Genomic DNA, 26,029 nt, shown 5'->3' on the forward strand with positions numbered 1-26,029 from the left:
CTTAACTCTTAGTCATTTAATCGAATCGATTCAGTAATTTGACATCGCAATTGACGGCCACACTACCACTATCGAAAATACGAACTCTATTTTTATCGTACTTCATGAGAGTCGCACTAACTGCTTCGCCATTCAGTATATTAAAAATTATTTTGTAACGGCCATAGACATACATTGATAGCATCCCTGTTTCGCCTGAGCTGCCTTTTGATGGTATTCTGTGTGATGTCCGGCGAAACTTTGTTAAACAAGCAAACATGTCGCCTAAACGCCCTTCAGGCTCAACACCAAACATCTCTGCACGTTTATCGATTTTGTATGTCGACTGTTCACTTAAATTAACAATATCTTTAAAATGTGCCATTCTATTATGTGAATCCGTAAACATCCAAAACGAACACATCACTATTGGAACACTTATTCCAATCAGCAAGATATCGTTCTTTTTCATGTTATTTGAACTCCTTTTTATCCGTTCCAAGAATTTCTTTCTGGTTTAGTTATCCACTTTCTTACTAATCGATAAAGACAATAAGCGCCGAGAGTATTGAATCATGTGAGTGTTACTTATTGCAGAACCGCTAAGAGCTCTTCACACCGTTTTTCTAAATGCTAACACTGGGCACATTCATCTTGGTGAGTTTGAATAACGCACGCTTAATCGGTAGGTTTGGTATCGATATACTAAAAAGTGCTGGGCTTAACTCTTAGTCATTTAATCGAATCGATTCAGTAATTTGATATCGCAATTAAGGGTGACACTACCACTATCGTAAACAAATTTCCCATTTTTATCGTACTCCATCAGACTTGCACTTAACACTTCGCCGTTCACTATATAAGAAGTTATTTTGTAACGGCCGTCGACATACATTGATAGCATCCCTGTTTCGCCGGAGCTGCCTTTTGATGGTATTCTGTGTGATGTCCGGCGGAACTTTGTTAAACAAGCAAACATGTCGCCTAAACGCCCTTCAGGCTCAACACCAAACATCTCTGCACGTTTATCGATTTTGTATGTCGACTCTTCACTTAAATTGACGATGTTTTTAAAATGTGCCTTGCTATTATGTATATACATAAACATCCAAACCCAAATAATCAAGAATGTAACAACTATTCCAATTAGCAAGATATCGTTCTTTTTCATGTTATCCCAGCTCCTTTTTATCCGTTCCAATAATTACTAGGGATATCATTCTTACTATATAACAATGACTTACAAATGTAATCTACGTATTCTAATTGAATGTTCATCCAATAACTTTTTTCGTCGTCATCAGCATCTAAAACGGGGGGACTATCTTCAAATACTGCCTTCCAATAGGCTCGCCGTTCCTGATGATGGACAAAGCTACTTTCGTAATATGTATCAGCCTCTTGTTTGAGATCAGCTAAATCTAAATCTCTACACTCCATAGACCAACCACGAGCACCAGCAGCCCAGAACAAGAATTCGTCTACTTTAGTTTTTGAGTCATCACCTTCGAACGTCACAGAGAAACGGTTCCCACTGGAGGCATGCACTCCACGTTCACGGATTTCTTGATTTACCTTTTCTGCCTGTTTTTCCAAACGAATAATTCGGCTCTGCATTTTGTCTGTCAGTGACTTCGGTTTGCCTTGTTTCATGGCTATCGCCTTGGCTTTAATCGTTTGGTCTTTTGCAACCTTCAGCTTTGATATTCTGCGCTTTAACGGTTTTTTCCACTGGTCTAACTTATAGCCAAGCTCTTTAATCACTGCCGTCATGTTGTCCGCTTCAAACGATGCCAAGCACTGCCACTTTGGCGCTCGTGTGCATTTAGATATGCTGTAACGATTTCCCTTTATCAGCCCTTGTGTTGAATCCCCTCCTTTGGCGGCATACCCCACAGCCTTTATGATGTAAGAGCCGGCAGCCTTTGGCTTTTTGATTCTCTCGAGCGTTGCAAATCCGTGCCCCCAAATTTTTTCTAGACGTTTTGCCCAGGCACTAAAGAATCTAGGTTCAACATTCCACTTTAAAAGAACATGTACGTGGGGGTTGGGTTCACCATCCTCATTTGCAGGACACTCAGCGACCCAAATGTAATGAAAGTCGAGCGTTTTATTAGTTGGGCCAACGTCACTAGGCTTGCCAATATGTGCCGGCACTTTTTCAGCTTTTAAATCACAATATTTCTGGCCGCTATCGGCATCAATTTGAACAGTATGATCCGCAACCCAACCTCTTTGATACATCTTCTTCATCGCATCAAGAATCCGAGACACCTCTTTGCCCATGGTGGTTTCAATAGTTTTCTCTAGAGTAAACTCAGCTTTCGGCTTGTCTTCCAAGCGGCAGTAATCACCTGCTATCTCACCACCTCCATTCATCAACTTAGTCCGAGGTCTATTGGCAAATGGGACAGTTGAATAAGGACCACCGATATCCATGACCGGCAACGCCACTCGTTTCTCAGCCGGGCTACTCGCATAAGTCACCATGTTTCTTCGATAGCGGATAGGATGCCGTGCACCAAGATGCCCGAGATCAGATTCATCGGCCATACCGCCAAAAATCGCTAATCGTTGAGCTTTGGTAAACGTCAGCGTGAGGAACGTAGTGAACCCATCATTGCAAATTGCTGAATACGCGGCACTTTCGAAAATCTGGGTAACGGCTCGCTTGGTTAATTTGTCTGTGTATCTATCACCACTGTTTGCTACAGGGGCTTTGCTCGCCGGTGTTTGTGTTATGTGCTGAATTCGATACTGGTTAAAGCATTCACGTTGCTGCAGTTGTACCGATGTGGGGAGTATTTTTGGTTCACAGCGGTTTTCCCTCCCCTTTTCACGCAGCACAGCAGGCTGATTTCGCTCTGTAGAGCCATAGAGCGAGTCGTGGTTGAAATACGACTCTGGGCTTTGCAACACTTCTGACGGATTCACCACCTTGTCCAGAAGCCTCAGAGTGCGACGATTTCGCTCAATTCGATGCCTGTATTTTTCTGTCTGACTTTTGCGCCCTTTGACTAGCCTAGCTTCTTCGGCGATTCTCGCCGCCGCTTCGCGGTCGTGTTCCGTGCGATAATTGAGCGCTTTAAAGAGATCGGTCGATTTCTTAAGCTCCACTTCTCGCTTCGATTTCTGGTTAAAAACGCGATCGTAAATCGGGATTTTCTTCACTAAACCGGAATCTAAAAGCGCTTGCTCTTGGTTGGTGTAAATTTTGGATACTAAAAAACCAGCGTTATAGCTGGCATCGTTTCTGCGAATTTTGTCGAGGGGCATCACAGCCCCTACGCTATAGAGGAGTTCATTCAATTCCATGCATCAACACTCATCCAAAAAATCTGCGGGGTTACGAGTAACCTTCAATTGAACTTGAATTGACTCATCACCAGATAGCAAAGTACCTAGCAGAACTTCATTATCGGGGTGCTCACCTTGCAGCATTTCAACTAATAATGTTTCGATATAATCAGGCGCTTCAGCCGCAACTTTTAGTGCTTCACTCATAGCGCTGCCAGATCCTGTATATCCATAATCATGTGACCTCCCGTATGGTTACCTTTAATAATCACGCCATTCATAACGTGATGACACTTGAACAAATCGCAAGCCGTATTAATCGCAGGCTCTATGGAATCGAACTCTCCAAGTAACACACTTTTCACTTCACTAGTTTCATCATGGCGCACCACCCCGCCACCATTGTTAAGTGCCACTGCTACATAGTTCATGCGTTGTTGCCCTTAATCGTATTTAGGTATTGGTTCGCCATATCAATAAATACACGTGCATCATTAGCCGTCATTTCTGCATCTGCAGTTGTATGTCCTGACTGTTTGATAATGTCGTGGCTTGCATCAATGCAATCACACGTTTCCTGAAGGCGATCACGTAAAAAACAAATCAGGTTCAATGCCGATTTACTGGTGCCACTTCTTAAAGAAAGGACACACCAACCCTCTGCAATACCAAACTGACCACCGTGTAAAACGTGGCTAACTTCGGCATTCGCTTCTTGCCCGGTGTACTCACCGTTTGCATCAATCTCACGTAGGTTTAAGCAATCACCAGTTTGGTAATCACGAGCATTGATTCGAACTTCGTGTGTTTTGCGGTGGGCGAGAACATCAGCGAAATGAACTGATTGAATTTTTAATTCATGGGTAGTGATGCTCATGCTGCTTCCTCCGCTTCCTGTTCGTCGCGGAGCTGTGCTACTCGCTCGATGATCTTGTCTTCCACTGCCAACAAATCTTCTAATGCATTTTCGTTATCCAAAAGCACCACGTTGTGAGCATGGTGTGTAGTGGTATCCGAAAAAATGACAATATTCATGAGCTTCATTTTTGATGAATACTCAATTCGAATACTGATTACGTCTGCACTTTCTATAGCTAATGCATACAAGCTGTTGATTGTTGATAGAGTTGCGCGCTCAATAGCGACTTGGGCTACGGTTTTATTCATCTTCTATGCTCCTACGCTAAGACGAAAAAAAGCCCCCTGTTACAGGGGCAAATGGCTGGCTAGGCTGTTAAATAACTTTGCTGATATCGGAATGTTTTAGGCGGCGGACATCACCCACTTTGCGGTCGAACTTCATCACCATCTCTTTAAGCAGCTGCATTCCAGAACGGACTTTTTGCAACTCAAGGTCATCGAATGAATCAAACTCACGGCTGTAATCTTTTGGTGGCATACCACCTGCAATCAGAATTAAGCCACGGCTACGATCATTCATTTCGTTATACATATCGCGTAGCTTTCTACGCTTTGCACTTTTATCGAAAAGCGATTTACACGCTGCAATACTATCTGCTGCGCTTGGCGCTCTTTCTTTAAATGAAGAGGGCTGTATTTCTTGTTGTCTAGCTAACTGACTCATGGTGTTCATATCCTCTTAATCGGGTTCAAGCTGTTTAGGCTAAACCCGGAATAGGTGCACCATTAGCCAGAAAATCTGTGCCAAATTGCATTAGTGGCTGCAGGCCTGTGGTGCGGTGTTCAAGGTCATTGATAAGCAAAACCAGATTGCCCAAAGCGGCTTGCGCCTTAGCTAGGGTTTTGCGTTTAGTAGATCGCGGTAAACGCTCTGCGGTGCACATGGCTAACGCATCGCTAGAAAGCTCACCAGAGTGGGCATTTAGCTGAAGAACTCTTTCAAGCAAGTTGAGTCCGTCTTCATTTTTTGGAAGTGGAATGGTTACAACACCATCATTAGCAAATAACGTGTTTACGATTGAGTAGTCACCAGAGACGCGGCTGATTAACGCCAACTCAACTGGCTTAAGTACATGCGGTTGATTTGGGTTCAGCTTGTTGCGAAGCATTGTGCCGTTAAGCTCAAGCTTTCGGGCAATCGCTTCAACATCGTGATTGACAACAAAATCACAACAAGCTGCATCAAAAGCTTGTTGTTTGCGTTCGCGTAATACACACATTGAGTTATTTGCGTCCATAACTAATACTCAATTGAAGAAAAACGGTACGAAAACGAAAGCCCAGCCAATTACTTCTAGCCATACTGGGCATTTGTTCGGGTATTTATCTTCCCAAGACTCACTCATTACATCTTGCAGGGTGAATTTAGTTTTAGGTGGGATAGCGAACTTCATACTTGTTGCGCCGCTAGCTTTTCCATGTACTTCACCATGTTGACCATGATGAGTCCTTTGGAGGCTTCTTTCGGCACTACTGGAATGTTGCCGAGTTCTTTTTGGCGGTCGAACGTAGATGAAGACATGCCAGTACGACGTAAAAATTCTTTTTTTGTGCAGATAGGCGCATCAATTGCTATTTGTAGCGTTGCCATAAGTGATATCCTACTTGTTTGAGATTATTTGACGCTGCATGGTGCAATATGAAAGCGTCATTTCATTTGAAGTGATTGTTGATCCCTTTTGACAAAAAGTAAAGGTCTCTTTTGAAATTAAGCCTATAGGAACACAAAATGGCTTTTATTTAAGATACAAATCTAACAATCACGTACCTTTTTAAGATTAAGGAGTGCGTAAATGAGCAGAGTTCCGGCAAAGGTACCGCCTTTCGAATACAAAACTGGTCGCTTATTTACTGATAGGCTAAAAGAAGTTACGGGATGTAAGTCTTATGACTTGCTAGCGGATTACTACGGAGTCCCAAAGTCGACCATCTTTACATGGCATCACCACGATCGAATTGCGCACGAGCTAATAGTTAGGGAGCATCTTCATAGTGGTGCATCAGTAAAATACCTTGCCTTGGGTGAGGGAGAAGCATTTCCAAACGGAAGACCTGAGACGAGCCTCAACGGCATAGCTGATCAGCAAACACCAACAACTAGGCTCCTGACGAAATTCAATATTGGCAATGGTGAGCTAACAGAAGTTGGAAGTATTGAAATGGGTCTTTCTACTCTTAACGATTTTGGGTTAGCCCAAGCGGATTTGCTCATCATCGACAAAGGTGAAGCTCACCACTATATCAATAAAGCCGAAAAACAACCCGTATCTGGTGACTACCTCATTGAGATCGACGGCGTAATCTCAATTAATTACCTACAACGTTTGCCTGGTAAGAAATTAGCGATAGCGTTTGACACTTCAACGATTGAGGTATCGGAGGATGACATCAAGGTGCTGGGCCGTGTCGCTATGGAAATGAGGAAGAAATAAAATGTCCATTGGCTAGAGGTAAATATGAAAAGACTTATATCCAATTGCATTTTGTTCTCATCGGTATCTTTAGCAAATGAAAATTTTTAAGTTGTGTTGGTATCTGGCGGGTTCACTATGAGCAAATAGCCTGCAATAAGTGTAATTTACTGACGGCTCTTACATGAAGTTTGATAGCGCAACTTTCACCATTGCTGGTAAAGACTACGATACATTTTTTAATGATGTTGAAAGCACACTGACCCCAGCGAACGCATTAGAAAACCCAAAAGTATTGGTTCAAGCTGTCTTGATTTTCAGCATGAAAAATTTGAATCATTAATTGAAAAATTCGAGATCCCCTATGACGCGTAATATCAATATACAAATAGATAAACTAAAGAGAGACTGCCTGTTCCGTTATAGGGATTTTAACAATAACACTATCAATGAACTCCTCACTGGTAATATCTGGCATTCTAAACCCGAATTTCTCAATGACCCATTTGAGTTTCACTTCGAGTTTGATTGGGATGAATTTTCCATCAAAAACTTAGCTGCAATCAATAATGAATGGAAGCTTATACCGCAGATATATCTTGAAAACTTGTATCTTGGTGACCGTTCATATCTCGAACACTTTTTTAAATCACTCAAAAAACAAGTTAACTTAATAATCGAAAATCAAAGAGCTACTTTCAATGAGCAAAGTTACGTCTGTTGTTTTTCGTCCAATATAGATAGTCCACTTATGTGGTCTCATTATGCAAATGGTATGCAAGGTATTTGTATTGCGTACAAAGAACAAGCCATTTCCGCTTCCGAAGATTTTGGCATGACAGTCCCAGTAGATTATGTCAATTCACCCAAAAAGATCACTTACCGAAACTTAGAAGCAACGTCTTCACTCAGTGAAGCGCAACCTATTCACGACTTCGCTAATGCAATTCAACCGATCAGCCACTATATTACGTTCAACATTCAATTCACCAACTATGAATTTCTAATTCAAAAGCATAAGCGATGGGAGTATGAGGGCGAATACCGACACATAGCTATTGGCTCTAAAGATAATGGTTCCGTTGGTTGTGTTAAGAACGTCGAAAATGCGATTGAAGCTGTAATTTTCGGATTCCGTATATCCCCCACTAACTTAACCGTTTTAGAACTTATCTGTCGTAAAAATGGCATAAGAATGTACAAGGCCACACCCAATAAAAGTGATTACTCAGTTGCTATTGAAGAACATATTTATTAATCCAACCGAAATCTTAGTTATATGAGCGTTCGTAAAACAGAGGACGGGCACAAAAAACCATGGCTCTGTGAGTGTTACCCACAGGGCCGAAGCGGAGCCAGAAAACGCAAACGCTTTGCCACCAAAGGCGAAGCGTTAGCTTATGAAAAGTTTCTGATGAAAGAAATTGATGACAAACCTTGGCTAGGTGACAAGAAGGACTTGCGCACACTCCAAGATTTAGTCGAACTTTGGTACAAGCTTCACGGTCAACACCTTAAATCTTCCCAAAAAGTTTACCCTCGCCTTCTCACTATTGTGGAAGAACTCGGCAACCCGTTTGCAATCAAGTTTACCGCAAAAGACTTTGTTCACTGGCGCTCTAGCCGTAAAGCAAAAAACCGATTCGGTAGTGAGACAAACGCTGGTAGATTGATTTCCGCACCAACTAATAATCTTGACCTAAGATGTTTAAGAGCCGTGTTTAATGAGTTGACTGCTCTTGGTGAGTGGACGCAGCCAAACCCACTTGCCACTGTAAAATCGATTCAAGTTGCTGAATCTGAAATGGGCTTTTTCTCAAATGACGATATTAGTGTGCTATTCGCTAGAATAAACAAAAGTAAACGAGCCAAGGAATACGAACTAATCTGCAAAATTTGCTTATCTACTGGTGCCCGTATTTCCGAAGCTAATAACCTACGTTTGCCGCAGATTACAAAGTACAAAATCACGTTTCTTGATACCAAGAGTAAAAGAAACCGTACTGTACCGATCACCGAAAAGCTCTATAACGAATTGATAGAGTTTAAACGAACAGGCGAAAAGGATAAGTTGTTTAAATGCTGTCTTTACGGTATCGGGTATATCGTTAACAAAACATTTCCAAACTTACCGAAAGGACAAAACACCCACGTGTTTCGTCATACCTTTGCCAGTCGGTTTATGGAAGAAGGCGGCAACATTTTAGTACTGCAAAAAATCCTTGGTCATAGTGACATCAAACTGACTATGCGTTACGCCCATTTTTCACCAGATCACCTGATTCAAGCTGCCGAGTTAAACCCTATTTCAAGATTAGGTCTGTAGCCACTTTTACCTAATAATGGCGACAAAGTGGCGACATTTTTTATTGATACTGAAGGTTAATGGGTAGTATTGATTAAATGACTCAAAACTAAACCATTGAAATAGAATACAAAACCTTTATTTCACTGATTTGTAGAAACCACTATCAATTACACTAAGTAGTTTGATATTTAAACGCGATTAAGCTGTAGATTAAATAAGTTGCAAAAGCAGTAAATTGATAGCACCACCTCTTCACAGATGTGGTGCTCTTGTTTTTTTGGGGGAATTAGCGAATCTAGTAGAGCAAACTGCCTCAGATAAGAAGAAGTGCGTTAAAATTCAATCACCGGAGGAGCAATTTCAACAGGTACACCATTTTGCGCAAAGATAACCGCTTTGGCTTTTGAGTTAGGCAAATCTGCATCTTCAAGCCACCACTTCAGTTCAACAGGAATTTGAAGTGATTTCTTAGAACCGTCACTGCGAGTTAATGGCTCATGCGCTTCAACAAACACACTTCGATCTGGTTCTAACGAGATCTTGATCGGCTCATTAATGATCGTCACTTGCTCACCGCGGCTCACCTGCTCAAAAAGCCACTCGATATCTTTAGGTTCCATTCGAATACAGCCAGAGCTCACACGCAGACCAATCCCAAAGTCCTTATTGGTGCCGTGTATCAGGTAATCCCCAGCTCCATACGCAAGTCGCAGCGCGTACTCACCTAGAGGATTTTCTGGTCCAGCAGGAACCACCCTAGGTAATTCGATCCCTTTCTCTAGATACTCTTGACGGATTGACTTCGGTGGTGTCCAGGTCGGGTTGGGTCTTTTTTGGCTTATCTTGGTAATCATTTCTGGCGTATCACGTCCTACTCGACCAATGCCGACAGGGAATACGTGCACCTGGTTCTTCTCGGGCTCAAAGTAATACAGCCTTAACTCGGCAAGGTTAATCACAATTCCCTTTCTTGGGGTGTCCGGCAGAATCAAACGACTAGGGATACTCAGTACATAGCCTTCAGCAGGAAGAAAAGGATCAACACCTTTGTTTGCCGCCATTAAAGAAAGAAAACCGATATCGTATTGCTTTGCAATGATGGCTAACGTTTCACCAGTAGCAACTTCATGCTGTTGTATCCGGCCAACAATACGGCTCTCTTTCGGAGGAAGCTCAAAAGTTGCCGCAGAGGCCCACGACGACGCAACCCCAGCAGCAATCAAAGTCCCTTTCACAGTAAACCTAGTCGTTCGCTGTGCGAGCAAAGCGATCTTACGTATATATATTTTCATAGAGTACATAAGCGTCGAGTTAGGGCAATACAACATACAATTCCTTGGTTTGCCATCTTTATCAAAGTTTAGATTATCGCTGATCAAACGTCTCTACAATGTATTGTTGCCTCAAACACCAGATGCAATTGCGCTTTCGTCTAAGTGTTTCCTTTATCTGACCTTTAATTTATCGATACAAAATCGATTGCCTTTACGCTTTCAACATATTTAGTTATCAATATTAATAAAACGATAATAGCAGACCCATTTTGTGACTAACGTCTCATGGAGGCTCGTTTTAACTCGCTAATATTGCCTCAACAAAACGAATTCAATTCAACAGAATCGGTAATTGATTAAATTCTGTTCCTAAAATTACCGTTTAAACTTTGGAGAACGACCATGGCTACACCTCATATTAACGCTCAAGCTGGTGATTTCGCAGAAACAGTACTGATGCCGGGTGACCCGCTTCGCGCAAAATACATTGCTGAAACATTCCTTGATGACGTTAAGCAAGTTTGTGACGTTCGCAACATGTTTGGTTACACAGGCACTTACAAAGGTAAGAAAGTTTCTGTGATGGGCCACGGTATGGGTATCCCATCAGCTTGCATCTACACACACGAGCTGATCGCTGAGTACGGTGTAAAGAACGTAATTCGCGTAGGTAGCTGTGGTGCAGTACGTGACGACGTTAAACTTATGGACGTTGTTATCGGTATGGGCGCTTCAACAGACTCTAAAGTTAACCGCATTCGTTTTAACGACCACGACTTTGCAGCAATCGCTGATTTCGGTCTTCTAGAAGAAGCTGTAAACCAAGCGCGCGCTCAAGAAGTGCCAGTGAAAGTTGGTAACGTATTCTCTGCTGACCTATTCTACACACCTGAAGCAGACATCTTCGAGAAAATGGAAAAACTAGGCATCCTAGGTGTAGACATGGAAGCGGCAGGTATCTACGGCGTTGCTGCAGACCTAGGCGCGAAAGCACTAACAATCCTAACAGTTTCTGACCACATCATCCGTGGTGAAAAACTAAGCTCAGAAGAGCGTCAAAAATCGTTCAACGACATGATGAAAGTAGCTCTAGAGACAGCTATCAACATCTAATCATTGATTAACGATACTTTGAAAAGCAATACCCCGCAGCCAAGTTCGCTTGGCTGCTCAAATAATCCCGAGGGGGAGATCGTGTCTAACGACAAGCTGCCAAAAGATGCAGATGGTTTGCAACTCAACTTTTGTAAAACATTGGCGTGTGACAACTTTGGCTTGAGCGATGCAAAACGTTATGTTTTGCAACACGCTAACCCTAAGCGTCCAGCGATGGTTTGTCGTGAATGTGGAGCTTTCCCCCCCTTACTTAACAATCGTGAAGTGTTAAGCGAACTTCATCGCCTGAGACAACTTCACAGCGATGGGCTCCCTGCCTGTCGTAATGATGATTGCGATAACTTCGGCTTATCGGTTCATACTCACAAACATCTTTACCATGCCTTCGGCTACAGTGGCGACAGGCAGCGTTATCGATGCAAAGACTGCCAATCAACCTTCGTTGACAAGTGGTCTGGTTCCAACAAAAAACTCCAGTTCCAAGAGAACCTCATGGGCTTATTGTTCATGGGATATTCTGTACGTGAAATCTGCAGAAAATTAGAGATCAACCCTAAAACTTTCTATGATCATGTTGACCATATCGCTAGCCGTTGTCGTCGCAAACTCGCGATGATTGATGCTCGATGGGTTAACCATGCCAAAGATTATCAGTTCGCCTCTCACTATCAGCGTTTACAACCTCACAGCAACAACGGTGTGGTTTGGATCGCGACAGGTGAAGCACACTCTGGGTACATCCTTTGCCAACATGTGAATTACTCACAAAATGAAGAGCCCTCAGGAAATGTTGACCACAATCCGTATGATGATGTGGCACGCTTTGTATCCAAAGAGCACTCTTCAGAGGCAAACCTTGAGCTACCGCAACGTTCTGACAAGCTAAAAGAGCGTATTGAGCAACAATACCAAGTTATTTTGGCGCGAGGCAACGTTGAGGATCCAATGGGGAATCTCACTGCATTTAGCTACCCGTCAAAAGGGGCGCTAATTCGACCGCCTTATACGTCCTATGCTCACTTCCTGCATGTATTAGACATGTGCGATGAAAATAAGCACGTAGCGATCTATATGCCACAAGATCCATTACTTAGATCTGCCGCTCTAAGCGTTTGTTTGCCGCGCATACAGAGTCAAAATATTGACCTTATGTACGTCGAGGAAGATTCCGGATGGCAAGACGATCACAGTTTTGAAAAGATCGACATCGTTCATATGAGTTGGTGGCGCGACCGTTGGGCTATTGCTAATCAAGGTGATAAACAGAAAGGTATCTGCTACCTAACAGGTAACAATCCAGAGCCAAAACAGTGGTTTAATACTGCTTCAATTCAACAAACTAAGTTTTATCAAGAGCGTTTTCAGGTGCTATTTGATAGCTTTATTAATGAGCCTAGACGTAAGCTTCGTCCTGGTGGCATTCTTCCATTACTCGACATATTTAGAGCTTGGCACAATCTGTGCTACCAAGATAAGCAAGGGCTTACGGCAGCGCAACGCTTAGGTGTAGCGGAACAGCCATTGACCCTAAAGCAACTACTTTCATAGAAACGTACCTCTAGATGATTATTAGGGAACTCATTGATTTTTAGATAACAACATGAGGTAACACCCATAATTGGAAAAGATACGTGTTCCTTTAGTGCTCTAAGAAAGATAATTAGTGCTTATCCTAAATCACACCCTTATAATGATAGTGTTATCAATATGTTCGATAATTACGGATCTATGCCTTGGACAAAAATCAGTACCTTCTTGAAACAGAACTAGAACAACTCAAAACTCGTGTCGACTCTGAACCGCTGGTGATCCTTGAGATTGCCCAGCAGTGCCTCGTCAGATCCGAACAAGTTCTGTTTGAAGAAGGAGCGATCCAATCGCTTATGTTAATGGCGAGATGTTGCTGGAGCCTGATGGATTACCAAAAAGGTTTAAAGTACGTCAAAGAAGCCTATAAGCGCCAGACCCGATTAGACACCGACCTTTTTCTTCCTGAAATCCTTCACTTACATGCGCTCCAATATTGGGGACAAGCCAAATACTATTCTGCACAACAGTTCTGGATCAATGCGCTAGAGCAATCTGCATTGGTCGATGAAGTCGAAATACAGATCGAATGCCTGATTGGTCTGGGCAACATCTGGCGAATAACTCACGAATATAAGCTGGCTCGTTCAACACACCAACTCGCGGTTAAAGTGGCAAACAACAGCCGTATTGGTTGGCTTGAAGGCAAAGCAAGAATCCTTCTCGCGTGGGATTACTACCTGCTCAACAGCTATGTTGAAATGCTGTCGGTATTAGATGGTGCGGAAGAAGCGTTAAAAGGACACAAAGACAACACTTGGCATGCCGAGGTGTGGGACTTCAGAGGCCTTGCACTACTTGGGCTTGAGCGTTTAGACGACGCTGAGCGTGCCACAGCCAAAGCGCATAAACTTGCGGTTGAACACAATCTGGTATGGATGAAAGCCCACTCCTATATCAGCCGTGCGCGCTTAGAGTTACTCAGAAAAAGACCAGAGCAAGCTGCAGAGTTACTTAGGCTTGCGGAAGAGTCAGCAAACGAGTTTGATAATGGTGAGCTGCTCAGCCAAATCTGTTATCAGCAATCGCTGGTCGCAGAAGAAAACCAAGATTTTAAAGCCGCTTTGATCGCCTTTAAGAAGTACCGTCAATATTCTATCGGTATGCTTCGAGAACAAACCACTCGCGTGGGTTTAGATAAAGCGCGCAGTTCAAAACGCCAGCTCGAACAGAGAGCGAGAAAGCTCATCAACCGTATTCGTGGCCAACACGAGTATGACCCTGAAAAGCATCTCTCTTATGTCGTGTCTGAAACCTTTTGGTGGGAACAGCTGGTTCTGTTCAAAACAGAGCTTAAGCGTTCAAACCACAGCATTATTATCTTTCAACATGTCGATCCCGATTACTTAGATGTCTGTACCGAAATCGCTCACACCTTATGTAATCAAGATGACTTCATTTCAAGGCTCAGTTCTGAGCGTGTTGCGCTCATGCTCTCTGAAAAAGGCGAAGCCGCAGAGCGAACCTTCCAAACTCTAAGCACCATGCTTGATATTTATCCATGGCATAGAAAAGGATTAAAAGGTTCAAAACCAACCGTCAGCCTCAATGACATTTTGACGTTCCCATTCACTCTGGAACAACTAGAAGAAGACGATGCCGAGGTAAGAGTTTGATGGAAACGCTACTAAGTAAAATCACCGATGCCGGTCTAGACCCCTCTTCCGTTTCAGGTGAAGAAGCAATCATATTCTGGAATCATATTCGCCAGCATGTTTCGACAACCAAAACCGAGCAAGCGCACTGCTATATCATTAGTTCGGAATATCGCGCTGAACTCCAGCAACCCCAAACCAGTATCGAAGAACTTAGACTGGCACTCAATCTATTAAATTTGCCAACAGATATAGAAGATATTCTGACCGTAAAAACTAGCCTAAGTGATCGCTTGGTAGAAGTTGGGGATTACACTTCGGCACTGAATGAGTTCGTTAGCTCATCATCCATCGCCGTTGAACATGGCTATATCGATGAATACGTCATGGCAATTCTAGGTATGGGAAACCTGTGTGACGCTTATGGCGACCACAACCGAGCTCTCCGCTATTACCAGAAAATAAACAGCATTGACCATGCGATAAGTAGTCGCTCACTTCGTCTTAAGTTCAAGCTTCATATGGTGGCGAGCCTAGTGCTACTGAATAGGATTACTGCAGCGAGTGACCTGCTCAATGAGTGTGAAGAGCTCAGTATTCTGGTCAGCAACAAATTACTGACTGCTCAAATATTGCTATACCAAGCAAAAGTGTTGCGTGCAAAGAAGAAGTATCACGAAGCACTGCGTTGCCTGTCTAAGATTCAATACTCTGCTAACAACACGCAAGCAAGTTGGTTAGCAACCATGACACGTCTCGAGCTCGCTCATTGTTTAAGTGCAATTGGTAAACAAGAATACGCCAGCATGATCTTGTCGAGTACAGACAAGCGCATGAAGGTTTACTCATCCCCAGTACTCGCTAAACGGTTCTATGATTCGCTAAGCGACGTGTGCATGAACCAAGGACGTTTTCAGGAAGCACTAAGCTACGAGAAAAAAGGCTACCGAATTGAGACGGATCTAATGAAACAGATCCCAATCAGTGAACTAGGAGCCAGCCAGCTTCGTCGCCTATCGAGATTCGAGCTGCAATTAAAACTCATCCTCTCTGAACAAGAAAACCGAGAGCTAAAAGAGACAACCGAACAGCACAAAAACGCTGTGGCACAGCTCCAACAGGATGTTTTCACCGACCCATTAACTGGTTTGAACAACCGCCGATGGTTAGATGTGAAGCTAAAAGACATGCTGTTACACGATACCTCTTTCGCACTCATGGTTGTCGATATTGATCACTTTAAGTCGATCAATGATGAACTGAGCCACCTAGTGGGCGATAAAGCAATTGTAAGTGTTTCTCAAGAGTTAAGGTCATACTTCAAGTTCCGAGGCGCTTCCTGTGTCAGATTCGGTGGGGAAGAGTTCTTAGTAATTCTCGAAAATACCGACATGGCAAAAGCAGAAATGCACTCAGAGAATTACCGTGAACGAATTTTCCAATTTGGTTGGCATGAAATACTCGGTGAGCGTGGCTTAACAGTCAGTATTGGTATCACGATGCATCGTGAGGGAGAGAATACACAGCGTACCTTCTATCGAGCAGACAAAGCCTTATATCGTGCAAAAGCAAACGGTCGAAACCAAGTCTGCACCGAGTAATGAAATAGTTAAAGTAGTGCCGAACCACTTCAGCTCGGCACTACCCAATAGCAAAACAATAACTTGCTTCGAGCTTTATCTATTCATGAAAAGACGTTATTGATAGAAGAACAAAGATATTCCACCTACTGCGGCAAGCGTGCCTATAAGACTCTGTTTTGAGACCTTCTCCCCTTTCAACGCATAGATCACCAGAATAAAGACCGGACTGGTCGCAATCAATGTTTGAGCTATCGCGGGATTGGCATTTTTTAAAGCGATTTGTTGCAACCAAAGCGCGAGAAACGTCCCAACAAAAATGGCGCTGAGTAACCATAGTTTGTCGAGTTTCGTCATCTCCCACAAATCCCTTTTGATTGATGAGTAAGGTTTATTCTCAACAAAAGGAATAATAATCATCACCGCAAACACGCCGATTGTCAGGCGAATCAACGCCCCCAACAAAGGTGGGATATCACCAGCAACCAAAGCATAGTGAGAAATGACCACACCTGAAGCTTGGCACACACTTGCTACTAGCCCGTACCCAATGCCGCTCCATTGCGCTTGGTTAGTTGAATCATCACTCACCGAATTAGATGGCTGAAATACTACGAAGGTCACCGCTAAAGTGGTGATGACGACACCGAGCCAACTTTGAAGTGTCAACGCAGCACCTAAGAACATCAAAGCCAGCACGCCAGAAAGAGGCGGAGCTAAAGACTCAAGCAGCAGTGTCTTATTAGCACCAATTCTTTTCAAAGCAGCAAAGTAAGCGCTGTCACCAATTGCGATTCCAATAATCCCTGAAATTACCAATATCCAAAAGTGATTAGAACTCAGTTCAAACTCTGGCATTGGGATAAGCGGCATCACAAGCAGCATCATTACGGAAGCAACCAAACCCTTGATGATATTGAGCTGCATTGCTGAGAAACGATGCCCAAATTGCCCATAAATCCAAGTTGCACACGCCCACACGATAGCGGCACCGATCGCCGCTATTTCACCTATATACATTTGTATCCATCCTTGTGGTTTTGTGCATCACGCATACTTCAACGATCACTATTGAACCAGTATGACAAACAAGATAACAGAAATAACTCAATAAATTAGAGAGTGATTTTATAAGTTCCAATAATGACATCGCTCACATTAGAAGCAAAAACACATTATTTATAACTCGGTAAATCATTTTGATAACAATTACTTGGATGGTAGCCTACTATATTTAAAACTAATATCTAACATCACAAGGATCTGTTATGTTTTTAGACTACTTTGCGCTCGGTCTACTGATTTTCGTAGCATTAGTCATCTTCTACGGCATCATCGTCATTCACGATATTCCCTATGAAATTGCTAAAGGACGCAATCATCCTCATCAAGATGCTATTCATGTCTCTGGCTGGGTTAGCCTTTTCACTCTACACACTATTTGGCCGTTTCTTTGGATCTGGGCGACGTTATGGCGCAAAGATCGTGGGTGGGGCTTTGCCAAACTCGAAGAAGAACAGCACGATATTCACCACCGCGTTGATACCTTAATCGACCAAGTGAGCACTCTTCAGGAAGAAATATCACAGCTCAAGAAAGCAAAGCCAGAGCAAAGCAAGCAAAACAACGACCAAAATGAAGCTCAAGATCAGGAGGTTAAGTAATGGATTTACTGCTGATAATGACCTATGCGGCACTGTGTATCACCATTTTTAAGGTGTTCAACATTCCGCTCAATAAATGGACTGTCCCTACTGCTGTTCTTGGCGGTGTGATCATCATCGGTACTTTGATTTTACTGATGAACTATAACCACCCTTTCACTCAGATTGGTAACCAAGTTTACTCAACAACTCCTATCGTTTCAGGGGTTAGAGGTAAAGTGATTGAAGTACCTGTAAAGGCGAATAAACCTCTTAAAAAGGGTGATATCCTCTTTAAAATCGATCCTATTCCATTCGAGGCTGAGGTCGCAAGATTAGAAGCAAAAGTAAAAGAAGCGAGCCAAGGTGCGTTAGGAATGGAATCTGATGTTGCTGAAGCAGAAGCTGCGAGAATCAAAGCCATTGCTGAAAGAGATAAAGCACAGCGTGAGTTCTCTCGTTACAAGCGCGGTTACGACAGTGGCGCCTTTACGGAACAACAATTGGACACTCGTAGACAAGCTTACAAAGCATCAGAAGCAGCGGTTAAAGTGGCGGATGCAACCTTAGAAAGAGCAAAATTTGCTTTAGATTCTGAGATCGGTGGTGAGAACACGGCGGTGTTAAGTCTATTATCTGAATTGCGTAAAGCTCAGTTTAACTTAGAGCAAACTGTCGTTCGAGCACCTACAGATGGTTACGTAACACAATTAGCGCTGCGTCCGGGAGTTATGGCGGTACCACTTCCACTCGCTCCTGTGATGACCTTTGTCCACACAGAAGACCAGTTCTACACTGCAGCCTTTAGACAAAACTCCTTGCAGCGCTTACAGCCAGGCTACGAAGCAGAGTTCCTGTTCAGAGCATTACCAGGCAGAGTATTCAAAGGACGAATCGAAGAAGTGATTCCAGCCATCGGTGAGAGCCAATTTCAAGCGAGAGGTGAACTACTAGGTACTGAGGCATTGCGTACCAGTGGCCGTGTGCTTGTTAAATTAAGCATTACTGATGACCTGTCTGACTTCCATTTACCTATGGGTACAGCAGTAGAAGTTGCGGTTTATTCAGATAGCTTCACTCACGTCTCTATCATGCGTAAAGTACTTATCCGCATGAAGAGTTGGCAAAACTACCTATACCTAGACCATTAAGCCAGGTATAGGTTGGTCAAGAACTGACTTAACACACTGTTAATGTGAATGAAAAGCCAGACCTGCTCTGGCTTTTTTGTTGCTTGATTAACCACAACCCACGGCTTTTTACATCATATAGGCGTATGTGGATGGAATTTTAGACATCTAGACACTTACCTTCCCTTATGGAAGGGTTCTACTGTATAATGCGCGCCTTCTTTTTCATATTTGCCTAAAAAACGATCTCGATGAGATACCTATTAGAAATGGCGAATATACGTTCTTTGTTATTTTTATCTTTCAGTATTTGAGGTTACCTATGAACTTTTCAGCTAAAACAGTGGTTGTCATTGCCATTGGCGCAGCACTGTATGGCATTGGTGGTTTACCTATGTTTGGTGTCCCAGTGTTCGCTAATACGACATTAAAACCAGCGATGGCGGTGTTAGCACTGTTTTCTGTTTTGTTCGGCCCAATTGTAGGCTTCTTAGTCGGCTTCATTGGCCACTGGGTAACGGATCTATTCGCTGGTTGGGGCGTTTGGTTAACTTGGGTACTAGGCTCAGGTATCGTGGGCATGATCATCGGTTTGTTCCCGATGCTCACCAAGAACCGCCTTCAACAAGGCGAATTGCCAATGAAAGATTTTGCGCTGTTTGTGGTACTTGCCCTTGCCGGTAATGTGGTCGGTTACGGCTGCTCTGCATTCCTAGATACCATCCTTTATGCAGAACCGTTTACTAAAGTCTTCACTCAACTGTCTATTATTGCAGCGGGTAACACCGTTCTGATCGCTGTTGTTGGCTTGCTGATCCTGAAATCAGTCGCTAAACGCAACAAACAAAGCCGTAACCTGACTGAGGCATAAGCGATAATGACTATAGCATTTTCGAACTTCTCTTTTAGATATGAGTCGCTGGATAAACCGACGCTAAAAAATATCAATCTAAGGATAGAGAAAGGGGAGAAAATCGTCATTATTGGACCAAGTGGTAGTGGTAAATCTACCCTAGGTCAATGTCTCAACGGCCTAATCCCTCACGCGATTAAAGGTGAGGTTACCGGTTCTTTAGAGATCAACGGCAAGAACATTTCTGATTTTTCAATGCACGACTATACCGAGCAAGTCGGCACAGTATTACAAGATACTGATAGCCAATTTGTCGGTTTGAGTATTGGTGAAGACATCGCATTCGCGCTGGAAAATCAGTTAGTGTCGAACATTGATATGTACCCTCTGGTTAAGTCGACAGCAAAAATGGTCGACTTAGCAGATATGCTTGATCGCTCGCCACATGATCTATCTGGCGGCCAAAAACAACGCGTGTCATTAGCGGGCATCTTAGTTGATGACGTTGACATCCTATTGTTTGATGAACCTTTGGCTAGCCTTGACCCGAAAACGGGCAAAGCGACTATCGAAATCATCGACCAGCTTCATAAAGAAACCAACAAGACTATTGTAATCATCGAGCATCGCCTTGAGGATGTTCTACACCGCGATATCGACCGAGTGATCTTGATGGAGCGCGGTGAAATTGTTGCAGACATGACACCCGATGAAATCTTAGCTTCTGAACTGCTTGAAACACACGGTATTCGTGAACCACTTTATTTATCTGCTCTGAAGGCAGCGAAAGCACCTTTGACCAGTGAAGATAAGCTATCAAACCTCAAAGCTCTCGATTACAAAAGATTCCGCCCTGCGGTTCAGACTTGGTTTGCAGAGCGCCCGACTCCAGTTACCGAGAAACAGTACCAACCTTTACTTGAGGTCCACGGTCTGACTTACTCCTATGATGGCGAAAAGAACGCTCTCGAAGACGTTAGCTTTAAGATTGGCAAAGGTGAGTTCGTTTCAATCTTAGGTAAAAATGGCTCAGGTAAATCGACCATCACCAAGATTATCATGGGTGTGATTGACGCAGATTCAGGCTCTTCATACCTTAACGATGAAGACCTATCAGAGCTTTCTATCTTCGAAAGAAGCCAGAAAGTCGGCGTTGTTATGCAGAACCCAAATCATATGATCTCTCATCATATGATCTTTGATGAAGTTGCATTCGGTCTGCGTAATCGTGGGGTTGCAGAGCAGGAAATCAAAGAGAAAGTTGAGAACGTTCTTGAGCTGTGTGGCTTGAGTAAGTTCCGCCACTGGCCAATTGAAGCACTGAGCTACGGCCAGAAAAAACGCGTAACGATTGCTTCTATCCTAGTATTAGAACCTGAGCTTCTGATCTTGGATGAACCAACAGCGGGTCAAGATTACCGTAACTACACCTCAATGCTGGCGTTTATCCAAAAGCTTAACCGCGAGTTAGGTATCACCGTCGTGATCATTTCACACGACATGCACCTGGTTCTAGAGTACACCACACGCTCAATCGTCATTGCTGACAGCAAGCTGATTGCTAACGCAGACATGACTGAGGTGTTCAGCCAACCATCGCTTCTAGAGCGTGCGAACCTCTGTACCACCAGTATTTATGAACTCGCGACCATGATGAAAATCGACGACACCAATGCATTTATGCAGTACTTCATCGACTACGAGAGAAGCTCGCTATGAATGCATCAAAAGTAAAATTCGGCATCAACTACATTGATACCAAATCACCGCTGCATGCGTTAAACGGCATCACTAAGTTTGCTCTTTTCTTAGCTTGGGTGACTGTTGTATTAACGACATTCGACCTACGGTTAATCACGTTACTTATCCTAACGGGGCTTTACCTACTCAAGCTAACCAGAGTGCCTGTTAGGGTTTATAAGCCTCTGTTGCTAGGTACGGCTAGTGTCCTAAGCCTAAATGCTTTGTTCATGTATCTGCTAGCCCCACAGCAAGGTACTGAGCTCATTGGCAGCGAAACTTTATTGCTAACATTACCGGGTAACTACTCGTTGAGCCAAGAGACATTGTTTTACTTGGTGACCGTAACACTTAAGTACATGAGTATGTTTCCGATAGCGCTGATCTTTGTATTCACAACGCACCCGACTGAGTTTGCGGCTAGCCTCAACCGCATTGGTGTTCCTTACAAGATTGCCTACGCAGTGAGCTTAACGCTACGTTATTTGCCAGAAGTTAAGAAGGATTTCGTCAACATCATGCATGCCCAACAAGCTCGTGGTGTTGAACTATCTAAGAAAGCGCCACTTCTTACACGCATTAAAAATGTTGCTAAAGTGTTAGGGCCATTGATTTTCTCAAGCCTAGATAGAGCAGATGAAATATCGAATGCTATGACGCTGCGTGGCTTTGGCAGACACAAGTCGCGCACTTGGTATAGCTACGCGCCATTACAACGCATCGATTTTATTTGTTTATTTATCATCGGTTTAATCGTGATATTGGCTATCGCAAAACGCATTCTTGAACCAGCTTTGTTTTGGTATCCATTTTAGTATCAGTTTAAACAATCAGTTAAAATGACACACCGCTCGATAGGGCGGTGTTTTATTTTCCCCATTCACTTTTGAACAAAACTTAACCGGACAAACCGTAATCATCGGATTTTGACGATAAAGTAACCGTTTCCTCACATCTTCGGTTTGAATTCTAATTTAGAAACTCTTAATATTCCTTTTACAGAATGTTGCGCGAAATAGAGATTTGTAATGGCTCGAATTACCCAAGTACAGAAACTAGAAAACCAAAAGCACTACGATGAGATCGTACTAAGCCTTTTTCTAGCTGAAGGACATGAAGCACTAACTTATGCAAGGATTGCTCAGGAAATTGGCATTAGTTTAACAACGCTTCAGGGTTACTACCCATCAACTCGTGCTATCCGCTCCGTGTTACACCAACACATGCTATCGATTGTTATAGAGAGTCTAGATTTCTCATCTGAGGAAGCGTTTGTTCAATCATGGCAAAACGCTCTCGATGATGAACAGTTCCGATACGTGATCAAGTTGATGTTCTTTCATGCATCTCAAGTTAAAAGCCCTGAAGAGTTCAATATCAGCTCAGATGGCGCATTTAAGAGTAAAATGCTCGAGAGCTTTGGAACTGACTCCATTAGGATTATTGAAACCGTAGTAGGACGCTCTATGCTCTACCTTACGAACTTCCGACAGCACTGAGCAAATACATCGTCAATAAAAAAGGGGCTTTAAAGCTCCTTTTTCATACCTAAAACACAAGCAACTGAAGAAGGCTGCACAATCAGTGCGTCCATTTTTATATCCTTTTATGGGCAACTTATAAACCTCGTGATTAAAGCTAATTTAACGCTATCACGTATAAATCTACCGTTATTTATTTGCTCACCGCGCCTTATATACCTGAATTTCCCTTACATACCAAGACTTTCCCAATATGAAATAGACAACTATAATTTATAAATGTCTCGAATTACTAAAATACAGAAGCTAGAAAATCAAAAACATTACGATGAAATTGTACTCAACCTTTTTCTTGCTGAAGGTCATGAAGCACTAACTTATGCAAGGATTGCTCAAGAAGTTGAGGTTAGTATAACGACGCTTCAGGGCTATTACCCAACGACTCGTGCTATCCGCTCCGTATTGCACCAACCCATGCTATCTATCGTTATAGAGAGCCTAGAATTCTCATCGGAAGAAGCCTTTCTTCAGTCTTGGCAAAACGCTCTCGGTAATGAACAATTCCTATACGTGATCAAGTTGATGTTCTTTCATGCATCTCAGGTTAAAAGCCCAGAAGAGTTTAATATCAGCTCAGACGGTGCATTTAAAAATAAAATGCTCGAGAGCTTTGGAACTGACTCTATTAGGATTATTGAAACCGTAGTAGGACGCTCTATGCTCTACCTTACGAACTTCAAGCAGCACTAAACAAGATACTGTCAAATAGAAAAAGGGAACCATAAGGTTCCCTTTTTTGTATTATCTACGCGCGCATTGTGCCGGACTACATTACGGGTTCAGCTTGTAAAAAATAGTCGACAATGGCGGTAGGCGAAGCTCAATCGAGGTATTCAGCCCTTCACTCTGAACGGCTTCGATTTCGACAACCTCTTTCACGTCATAACCACTGCCGTTGTATTTAGTATCATCAGTATTGAGTAATAGGCTGTACTTGCCTTGTGCCGGAACACCTAGGCGGAAATGCTCATGTGGTACTGGCGTAAAGTTCGAAACCACTAGTACGCGTTCACCTGATTCACTGATACGTTCATGAGCCAAGACACTCGCCTCTGCAGAGTCTTGAAGACGCCATTCAAAGCCTCGTGGGTCGAAGTCAAGATCGTGCATCGAAGCTTCATTACGGTAAAGATGGTTGAGGTCTTTGGTTAGCTTTTGGACACCTTGATGACGTTCGTAGTCTAATACGAACCACTGCAGTTGATCATCATGGTTCCACTCTGCAGTCTGACCAAACTCGGCCCCCATAAAGTTAAGCTTCTTACCCGGTTGTGCGTACATGTAACCCATGTATGCGCGTAGGTTAGCCGTTTGCTGCCACTCATCACCAGGCATCTTGTTATGGATAGAACCTTTACCATAAACCACCTCATCGTGAGACAGTGACAATACATAGTTCTCACTGTGTGCGTAAACCAGCGGGAAAGTAATCGTATCGTGGTGGTATTTACGGTTAATTGGGTCTTCCTGAATGTAAGACAAACTGTCATGCATCCAACCCATATTCCACTTAAAGCCGAAACCTAAACCGCCCATGAATGTTGGTGCAGATACACCTGGGAATGCTGTTGACTCTTCCGCGATGGTCATTGCGTTCGGGAAATGTTTGTAGACCTCTTCGTTCATCCATTTCAATGTCGCGATGGCGTCATAGTTTTCGTTGCCACCATCAACATTTGGAATCCATTGATCATGACTACGTGAATAATCGAGGTACAGCATTGAAGCTACGGCATCCACACGAATACCATCAATATGGAATTGCTCGAACCAGTACAGCGCGTTTGCCACTAAGAAACGACGTACGTGTTCGCGACCTAAGTCGTAGATGTAAGAGTTCCAATCTTGATGCCAACCACGACGTGGATCTGGGTCGTGAAACAGCGGTGTACCATCGAAGTTAGCCAAGCCGTGATCATCACTTGGGAAGTGTGCTGGAACCCAGTCAAGTACAACGCCTAGACCAGCTTGGTGACATTGGTCGACAAAGTATTTGAAATCATCCGGAGAACCAAAGCGGCTCGTTGGTGCGAAAAGCCCAACAGGCTGGTAGCCCCATGAACCATAGAACGGGTGTTCTGAAACTGGCATCAACTCGACGTGAGTGTAACCAAGCTCGGTGAGGTACGGAATTAGCTCTGCCGCTAACTCACGGTAGTTTAGAAAATCACCTTCAGCATTACGCTTCCAAGAACCAGCATGTAATTCATAGAACGACAGCGCTTCTTTACGCTTCTCTGTCACTGGGCGATTTTGCCATTTGGCATCTTGCCACTCATAACGAGCGTGATCGTAAGTCACAGAAGAGAACGAAGGGTACTGCTCAGAGTAGAAACCCCATGGGTCAGCCTTGTGAGGTAAGCCTTCACCATTTGGTCCTTTTAATTCGAACTTATATTGAGCGCCCTCTTCCAAGTCTGGAATGAATAAGCCCCAAATACCGTAGTCCAAACGTTGCATAGGGTGGCGGCGACCGTCCCACGAGTTGAAGTTACCGACTAAGCTAGCCGCTGTTGCATGCGGTGCATAAACCAAGAAGCGAGTACCAGAAATTGTCTGACCATCACGCTCTAGCGTAACAAACTGAGCCCCCATGTGATGGTACATATCTTTAGGTGTGTGAAGGTCTTCATAGCTCGCGTACAGATCATGATACTGGTAAGGATCATCGATGATCTGCTCTACTCCCGCCCAATCAACTGCGAGCTTATAGTGAGTAAAACGCAAGTCTCTTTCTTGCTTAAGAATGAATCCACTTTCATCCTCTCGCTCTAACTCAATACGAGGTTCCTTTCCAACAATCAACTCGACTTTATCTGCCCCAGGGATCCATACACGTAATGCACCTTGCTCTGAAGGTAAGTATGGCCCTAAAAACGCAAATGGGTCAGTGAAACAAGCCTGTGATAGTTGGGTATATATTTGTTTTTGCTTTGAAATCGAACTTAGTTCCAAAACGTTTCTCCCTAACCAAACATCCAAAAAATATAATACAAAAATGCCCGCTATTAGTGCGGGCAATATAACGACAATTTATTCTACCAGATGAGCATT

The 26,029-nt window shown here is 43.3% G+C and carries 29 protein-coding genes; 15 read left to right on the forward strand and 14 right to left on the reverse strand.

The annotated features are described in order from the left end of the window. Positions 1-16: 16 nt before the first annotated feature. The 11 genes from JC606_RS02970 to JC606_RS03020 form a co-directional block, all read right to left on the reverse strand. Entirely contained in the window at positions 17-451 is a 435-nt protein-coding gene (locus tag JC606_RS02970) for a hypothetical protein (protein ID WP_198777916.1), read from the reverse strand. 264 nt (positions 452-715) lie between these two features. Further along, complete coding sequence (locus JC606_RS02975; protein WP_198777918.1) at positions 716-1,150, reverse strand: hypothetical protein; 435 nt, start codon at positions 1,148-1,150, stop codon at positions 716-718. Positions 1,151-1,167: 17 nt separating this feature from the next. Further along, a complete protein-coding gene (locus tag JC606_RS02980; protein WP_233090058.1) occupies positions 1,168-3,294 on the reverse strand; it encodes a rolling circle replication-associated protein in 2,127 nt (708 codons plus the stop codon). 3 nt (positions 3,295-3,297) lie between these two features. Next, positions 3,298-3,483 (reverse strand): hypothetical protein, encoded by a 186-nt coding sequence (locus tag JC606_RS02985; protein ID WP_198777920.1) that lies wholly within the window; start codon positions 3,481-3,483, stop codon positions 3,298-3,300. Continuing rightward, a complete protein-coding gene (locus JC606_RS02990) occupies positions 3,480-3,707 on the reverse strand; it encodes a hypothetical protein (RefSeq protein WP_198777922.1) in 228 nt (75 codons plus the stop codon). The genes JC606_RS02985 and JC606_RS02990 overlap by 4 nt, the downstream gene beginning before the upstream one ends. Next, the gene (locus JC606_RS02995) at positions 3,704-4,153 is read right to left on the reverse strand and encodes a DUF3850 domain-containing protein (protein WP_198777924.1); all 450 of its coding nucleotides are present in this window, start codon (positions 4,151-4,153) and stop codon (positions 3,704-3,706) included. Before JC606_RS02995 ends, JC606_RS02990 begins: the two co-directional genes overlap by 4 nt. Beyond that, positions 4,150-4,443: a hypothetical protein gene (locus tag JC606_RS03000; RefSeq protein WP_198777926.1), complete on the reverse strand. Its 294-nt coding sequence runs from the start codon at positions 4,441-4,443 to the stop codon at positions 4,150-4,152. The genes JC606_RS02995 and JC606_RS03000 overlap by 4 nt, the downstream gene beginning before the upstream one ends. A 67-nt stretch (positions 4,444-4,510) precedes the next feature. After that, positions 4,511-4,861, reverse strand: coding sequence for a hypothetical protein (locus JC606_RS03005; protein ID WP_198777928.1), 351 nt, complete (start codon positions 4,859-4,861; stop codon positions 4,511-4,513). Between the two features lie 34 nt (positions 4,862-4,895). Then, positions 4,896-5,435: a phage regulatory CII family protein gene (locus JC606_RS03010; RefSeq protein WP_198777930.1), complete on the reverse strand. Its 540-nt coding sequence runs from the start codon at positions 5,433-5,435 to the stop codon at positions 4,896-4,898. A 9-nt stretch (positions 5,436-5,444) separates the two neighbouring features. Further along, positions 5,445-5,591: a hypothetical protein gene (locus JC606_RS03015; protein WP_198777932.1), complete on the reverse strand. Its 147-nt coding sequence runs from the start codon at positions 5,589-5,591 to the stop codon at positions 5,445-5,447. Further along, positions 5,588-5,788, reverse strand: a complete 201-nt coding sequence (locus JC606_RS03020) for a hypothetical protein (protein ID WP_017635465.1) — start codon at positions 5,786-5,788, stop codon at positions 5,588-5,590. The genes JC606_RS03015 and JC606_RS03020 overlap by 4 nt, the downstream gene beginning before the upstream one ends. Positions 5,789-5,990: 202 nt before the next feature. Between JC606_RS03020 and JC606_RS03025 the strand changes: the two genes are divergently transcribed. The 4 genes from JC606_RS03025 to JC606_RS03040 all read left to right on the forward strand — a co-directional run bounded on the left by JC606_RS03025 (position 5,991) and on the right by JC606_RS03040 (position 8,934). Next, on the forward strand, positions 5,991-6,629 hold the full coding sequence (locus tag JC606_RS03025; protein ID WP_198777934.1) for a phage repressor protein CI: 639 nt from the start codon (positions 5,991-5,993) through the stop codon (positions 6,627-6,629). Between the two features lie 163 nt (positions 6,630-6,792). After that, positions 6,793-6,951 carry a hypothetical protein gene (locus JC606_RS03030; RefSeq protein WP_198777936.1) on the forward strand — a complete coding sequence of 53 codons (159 nt, stop codon included), beginning with the start codon at positions 6,793-6,795 and terminating at the stop codon, positions 6,949-6,951. A gap of 21 nt (positions 6,952-6,972) precedes the next feature. Continuing rightward, positions 6,973-7,866 (forward strand): DUF2971 domain-containing protein, encoded by an 894-nt coding sequence (locus JC606_RS03035; RefSeq protein ID WP_198777938.1) that lies wholly within the window; start codon positions 6,973-6,975, stop codon positions 7,864-7,866. A 21-nt stretch (positions 7,867-7,887) separates the two neighbouring features. After that, positions 7,888-8,934, forward strand: coding sequence for a phage integrase (locus JC606_RS03040; protein ID WP_198777940.1), 1,047 nt, complete (start codon positions 7,888-7,890; stop codon positions 8,932-8,934). 314 nt (positions 8,935-9,248) lie between these two features. Here JC606_RS03040 and JC606_RS03045 read toward each other — a convergent pair whose 3' ends face one another. Then, a complete protein-coding gene (locus tag JC606_RS03045; RefSeq protein WP_137406220.1) occupies positions 9,249-10,244 on the reverse strand; it encodes a L,D-transpeptidase family protein in 996 nt (331 codons plus the stop codon). A 348-nt stretch (positions 10,245-10,592) separates the two neighbouring features. On the opposite strand from JC606_RS03045, the gene deoD reads away from it, so the two are divergent. From deoD to JC606_RS03065, 4 genes are all read left to right on the forward strand, one after another. Further along, a complete protein-coding gene (deoD, locus tag JC606_RS03050; protein ID WP_004737732.1) occupies positions 10,593-11,303 on the forward strand; it encodes a purine-nucleoside phosphorylase in 711 nt (236 codons plus the stop codon). Positions 11,304-11,384: 81 nt separating this feature from the next. After that, on the forward strand, positions 11,385-12,854 hold the full coding sequence (locus tag JC606_RS03055) for an IS1 family transposase (protein WP_137406219.1): 1,470 nt from the start codon (positions 11,385-11,387) through the stop codon (positions 12,852-12,854). Between the two features lie 185 nt (positions 12,855-13,039). Further along, positions 13,040-14,509, forward strand: a complete 1,470-nt coding sequence (locus tag JC606_RS03060) for a hypothetical protein (protein WP_198777942.1) — start codon at positions 13,040-13,042, stop codon at positions 14,507-14,509. Continuing rightward, positions 14,509-16,089 carry a GGDEF domain-containing protein gene (locus JC606_RS03065; RefSeq protein ID WP_198777944.1) on the forward strand — a complete coding sequence of 527 codons (1,581 nt, stop codon included), beginning with the start codon at positions 14,509-14,511 and terminating at the stop codon, positions 16,087-16,089. Before JC606_RS03060 ends, JC606_RS03065 begins: the two co-directional genes overlap by 1 nt. 96 nt (positions 16,090-16,185) lie before the next feature. On the opposite strand, the gene JC606_RS03070 is transcribed toward JC606_RS03065, so the two are convergent. Further along, entirely contained in the window at positions 16,186-17,088 is a 903-nt protein-coding gene (locus tag JC606_RS03070) for a DMT family transporter (protein WP_198777946.1), read from the reverse strand. Between the two features lie 248 nt (positions 17,089-17,336). Here JC606_RS03070 and JC606_RS03075 point away from each other — a divergent pair, with 248 nt between their 5' ends. From JC606_RS03075 to JC606_RS03105, 7 genes are all read left to right on the forward strand, one after another. Continuing rightward, complete coding sequence (locus JC606_RS03075) at positions 17,337-17,732, forward strand: DUF3302 domain-containing protein (protein WP_137406215.1); 396 nt, start codon at positions 17,337-17,339, stop codon at positions 17,730-17,732. Beyond that, complete coding sequence (locus tag JC606_RS03080; RefSeq protein WP_137406214.1) at positions 17,732-18,862, forward strand: HlyD family secretion protein; 1,131 nt, start codon at positions 17,732-17,734, stop codon at positions 18,860-18,862. The genes JC606_RS03075 and JC606_RS03080 overlap by 1 nt, the downstream gene beginning before the upstream one ends. 301 nt (positions 18,863-19,163) lie before the next feature. Next, entirely contained in the window at positions 19,164-19,712 is a 549-nt protein-coding gene (locus tag JC606_RS03085) for an ECF-type riboflavin transporter substrate-binding protein (protein WP_004737739.1), read from the forward strand. A gap of 6 nt (positions 19,713-19,718) precedes the next feature. Beyond that, the gene (locus JC606_RS03090) at positions 19,719-21,413 is read left to right on the forward strand and encodes an ABC transporter ATP-binding protein (RefSeq protein WP_137406213.1); all 1,695 of its coding nucleotides are present in this window, start codon (positions 19,719-19,721) and stop codon (positions 21,411-21,413) included. Continuing rightward, complete coding sequence (locus tag JC606_RS03095; protein ID WP_102423602.1) at positions 21,410-22,249, forward strand: energy-coupling factor transporter transmembrane component T family protein; 840 nt, start codon at positions 21,410-21,412, stop codon at positions 22,247-22,249. The genes JC606_RS03090 and JC606_RS03095 overlap by 4 nt, the downstream gene beginning before the upstream one ends. A 213-nt stretch (positions 22,250-22,462) precedes the next feature. Beyond that, entirely contained in the window at positions 22,463-22,933 is a 471-nt protein-coding gene (locus JC606_RS03100) for a TetR/AcrR family transcriptional regulator (protein ID WP_137406212.1), read from the forward strand. Between the two features lie 261 nt (positions 22,934-23,194). Further along, the gene (locus tag JC606_RS03105; RefSeq protein WP_137406211.1) at positions 23,195-23,665 is read left to right on the forward strand and encodes a TetR/AcrR family transcriptional regulator; all 471 of its coding nucleotides are present in this window, start codon (positions 23,195-23,197) and stop codon (positions 23,663-23,665) included. Positions 23,666-23,746: 81 nt separating this feature from the next. Here the strand turns inward: JC606_RS03105 and glgB are convergent, their stop codons facing one another. Next, positions 23,747-25,930, reverse strand: a complete 2,184-nt coding sequence (gene glgB, locus JC606_RS03110; protein WP_137406210.1) for a 1,4-alpha-glucan branching protein GlgB — start codon at positions 25,928-25,930, stop codon at positions 23,747-23,749. Positions 25,931-26,029 lie beyond the last annotated feature (99 nt).

This window comes from Vibrio sp. IB15, assembly GCF_016406055.1.
GTDB lineage: Bacteria > Pseudomonadota > Gammaproteobacteria > Enterobacterales > Vibrionaceae > Vibrio > Vibrio chagasii.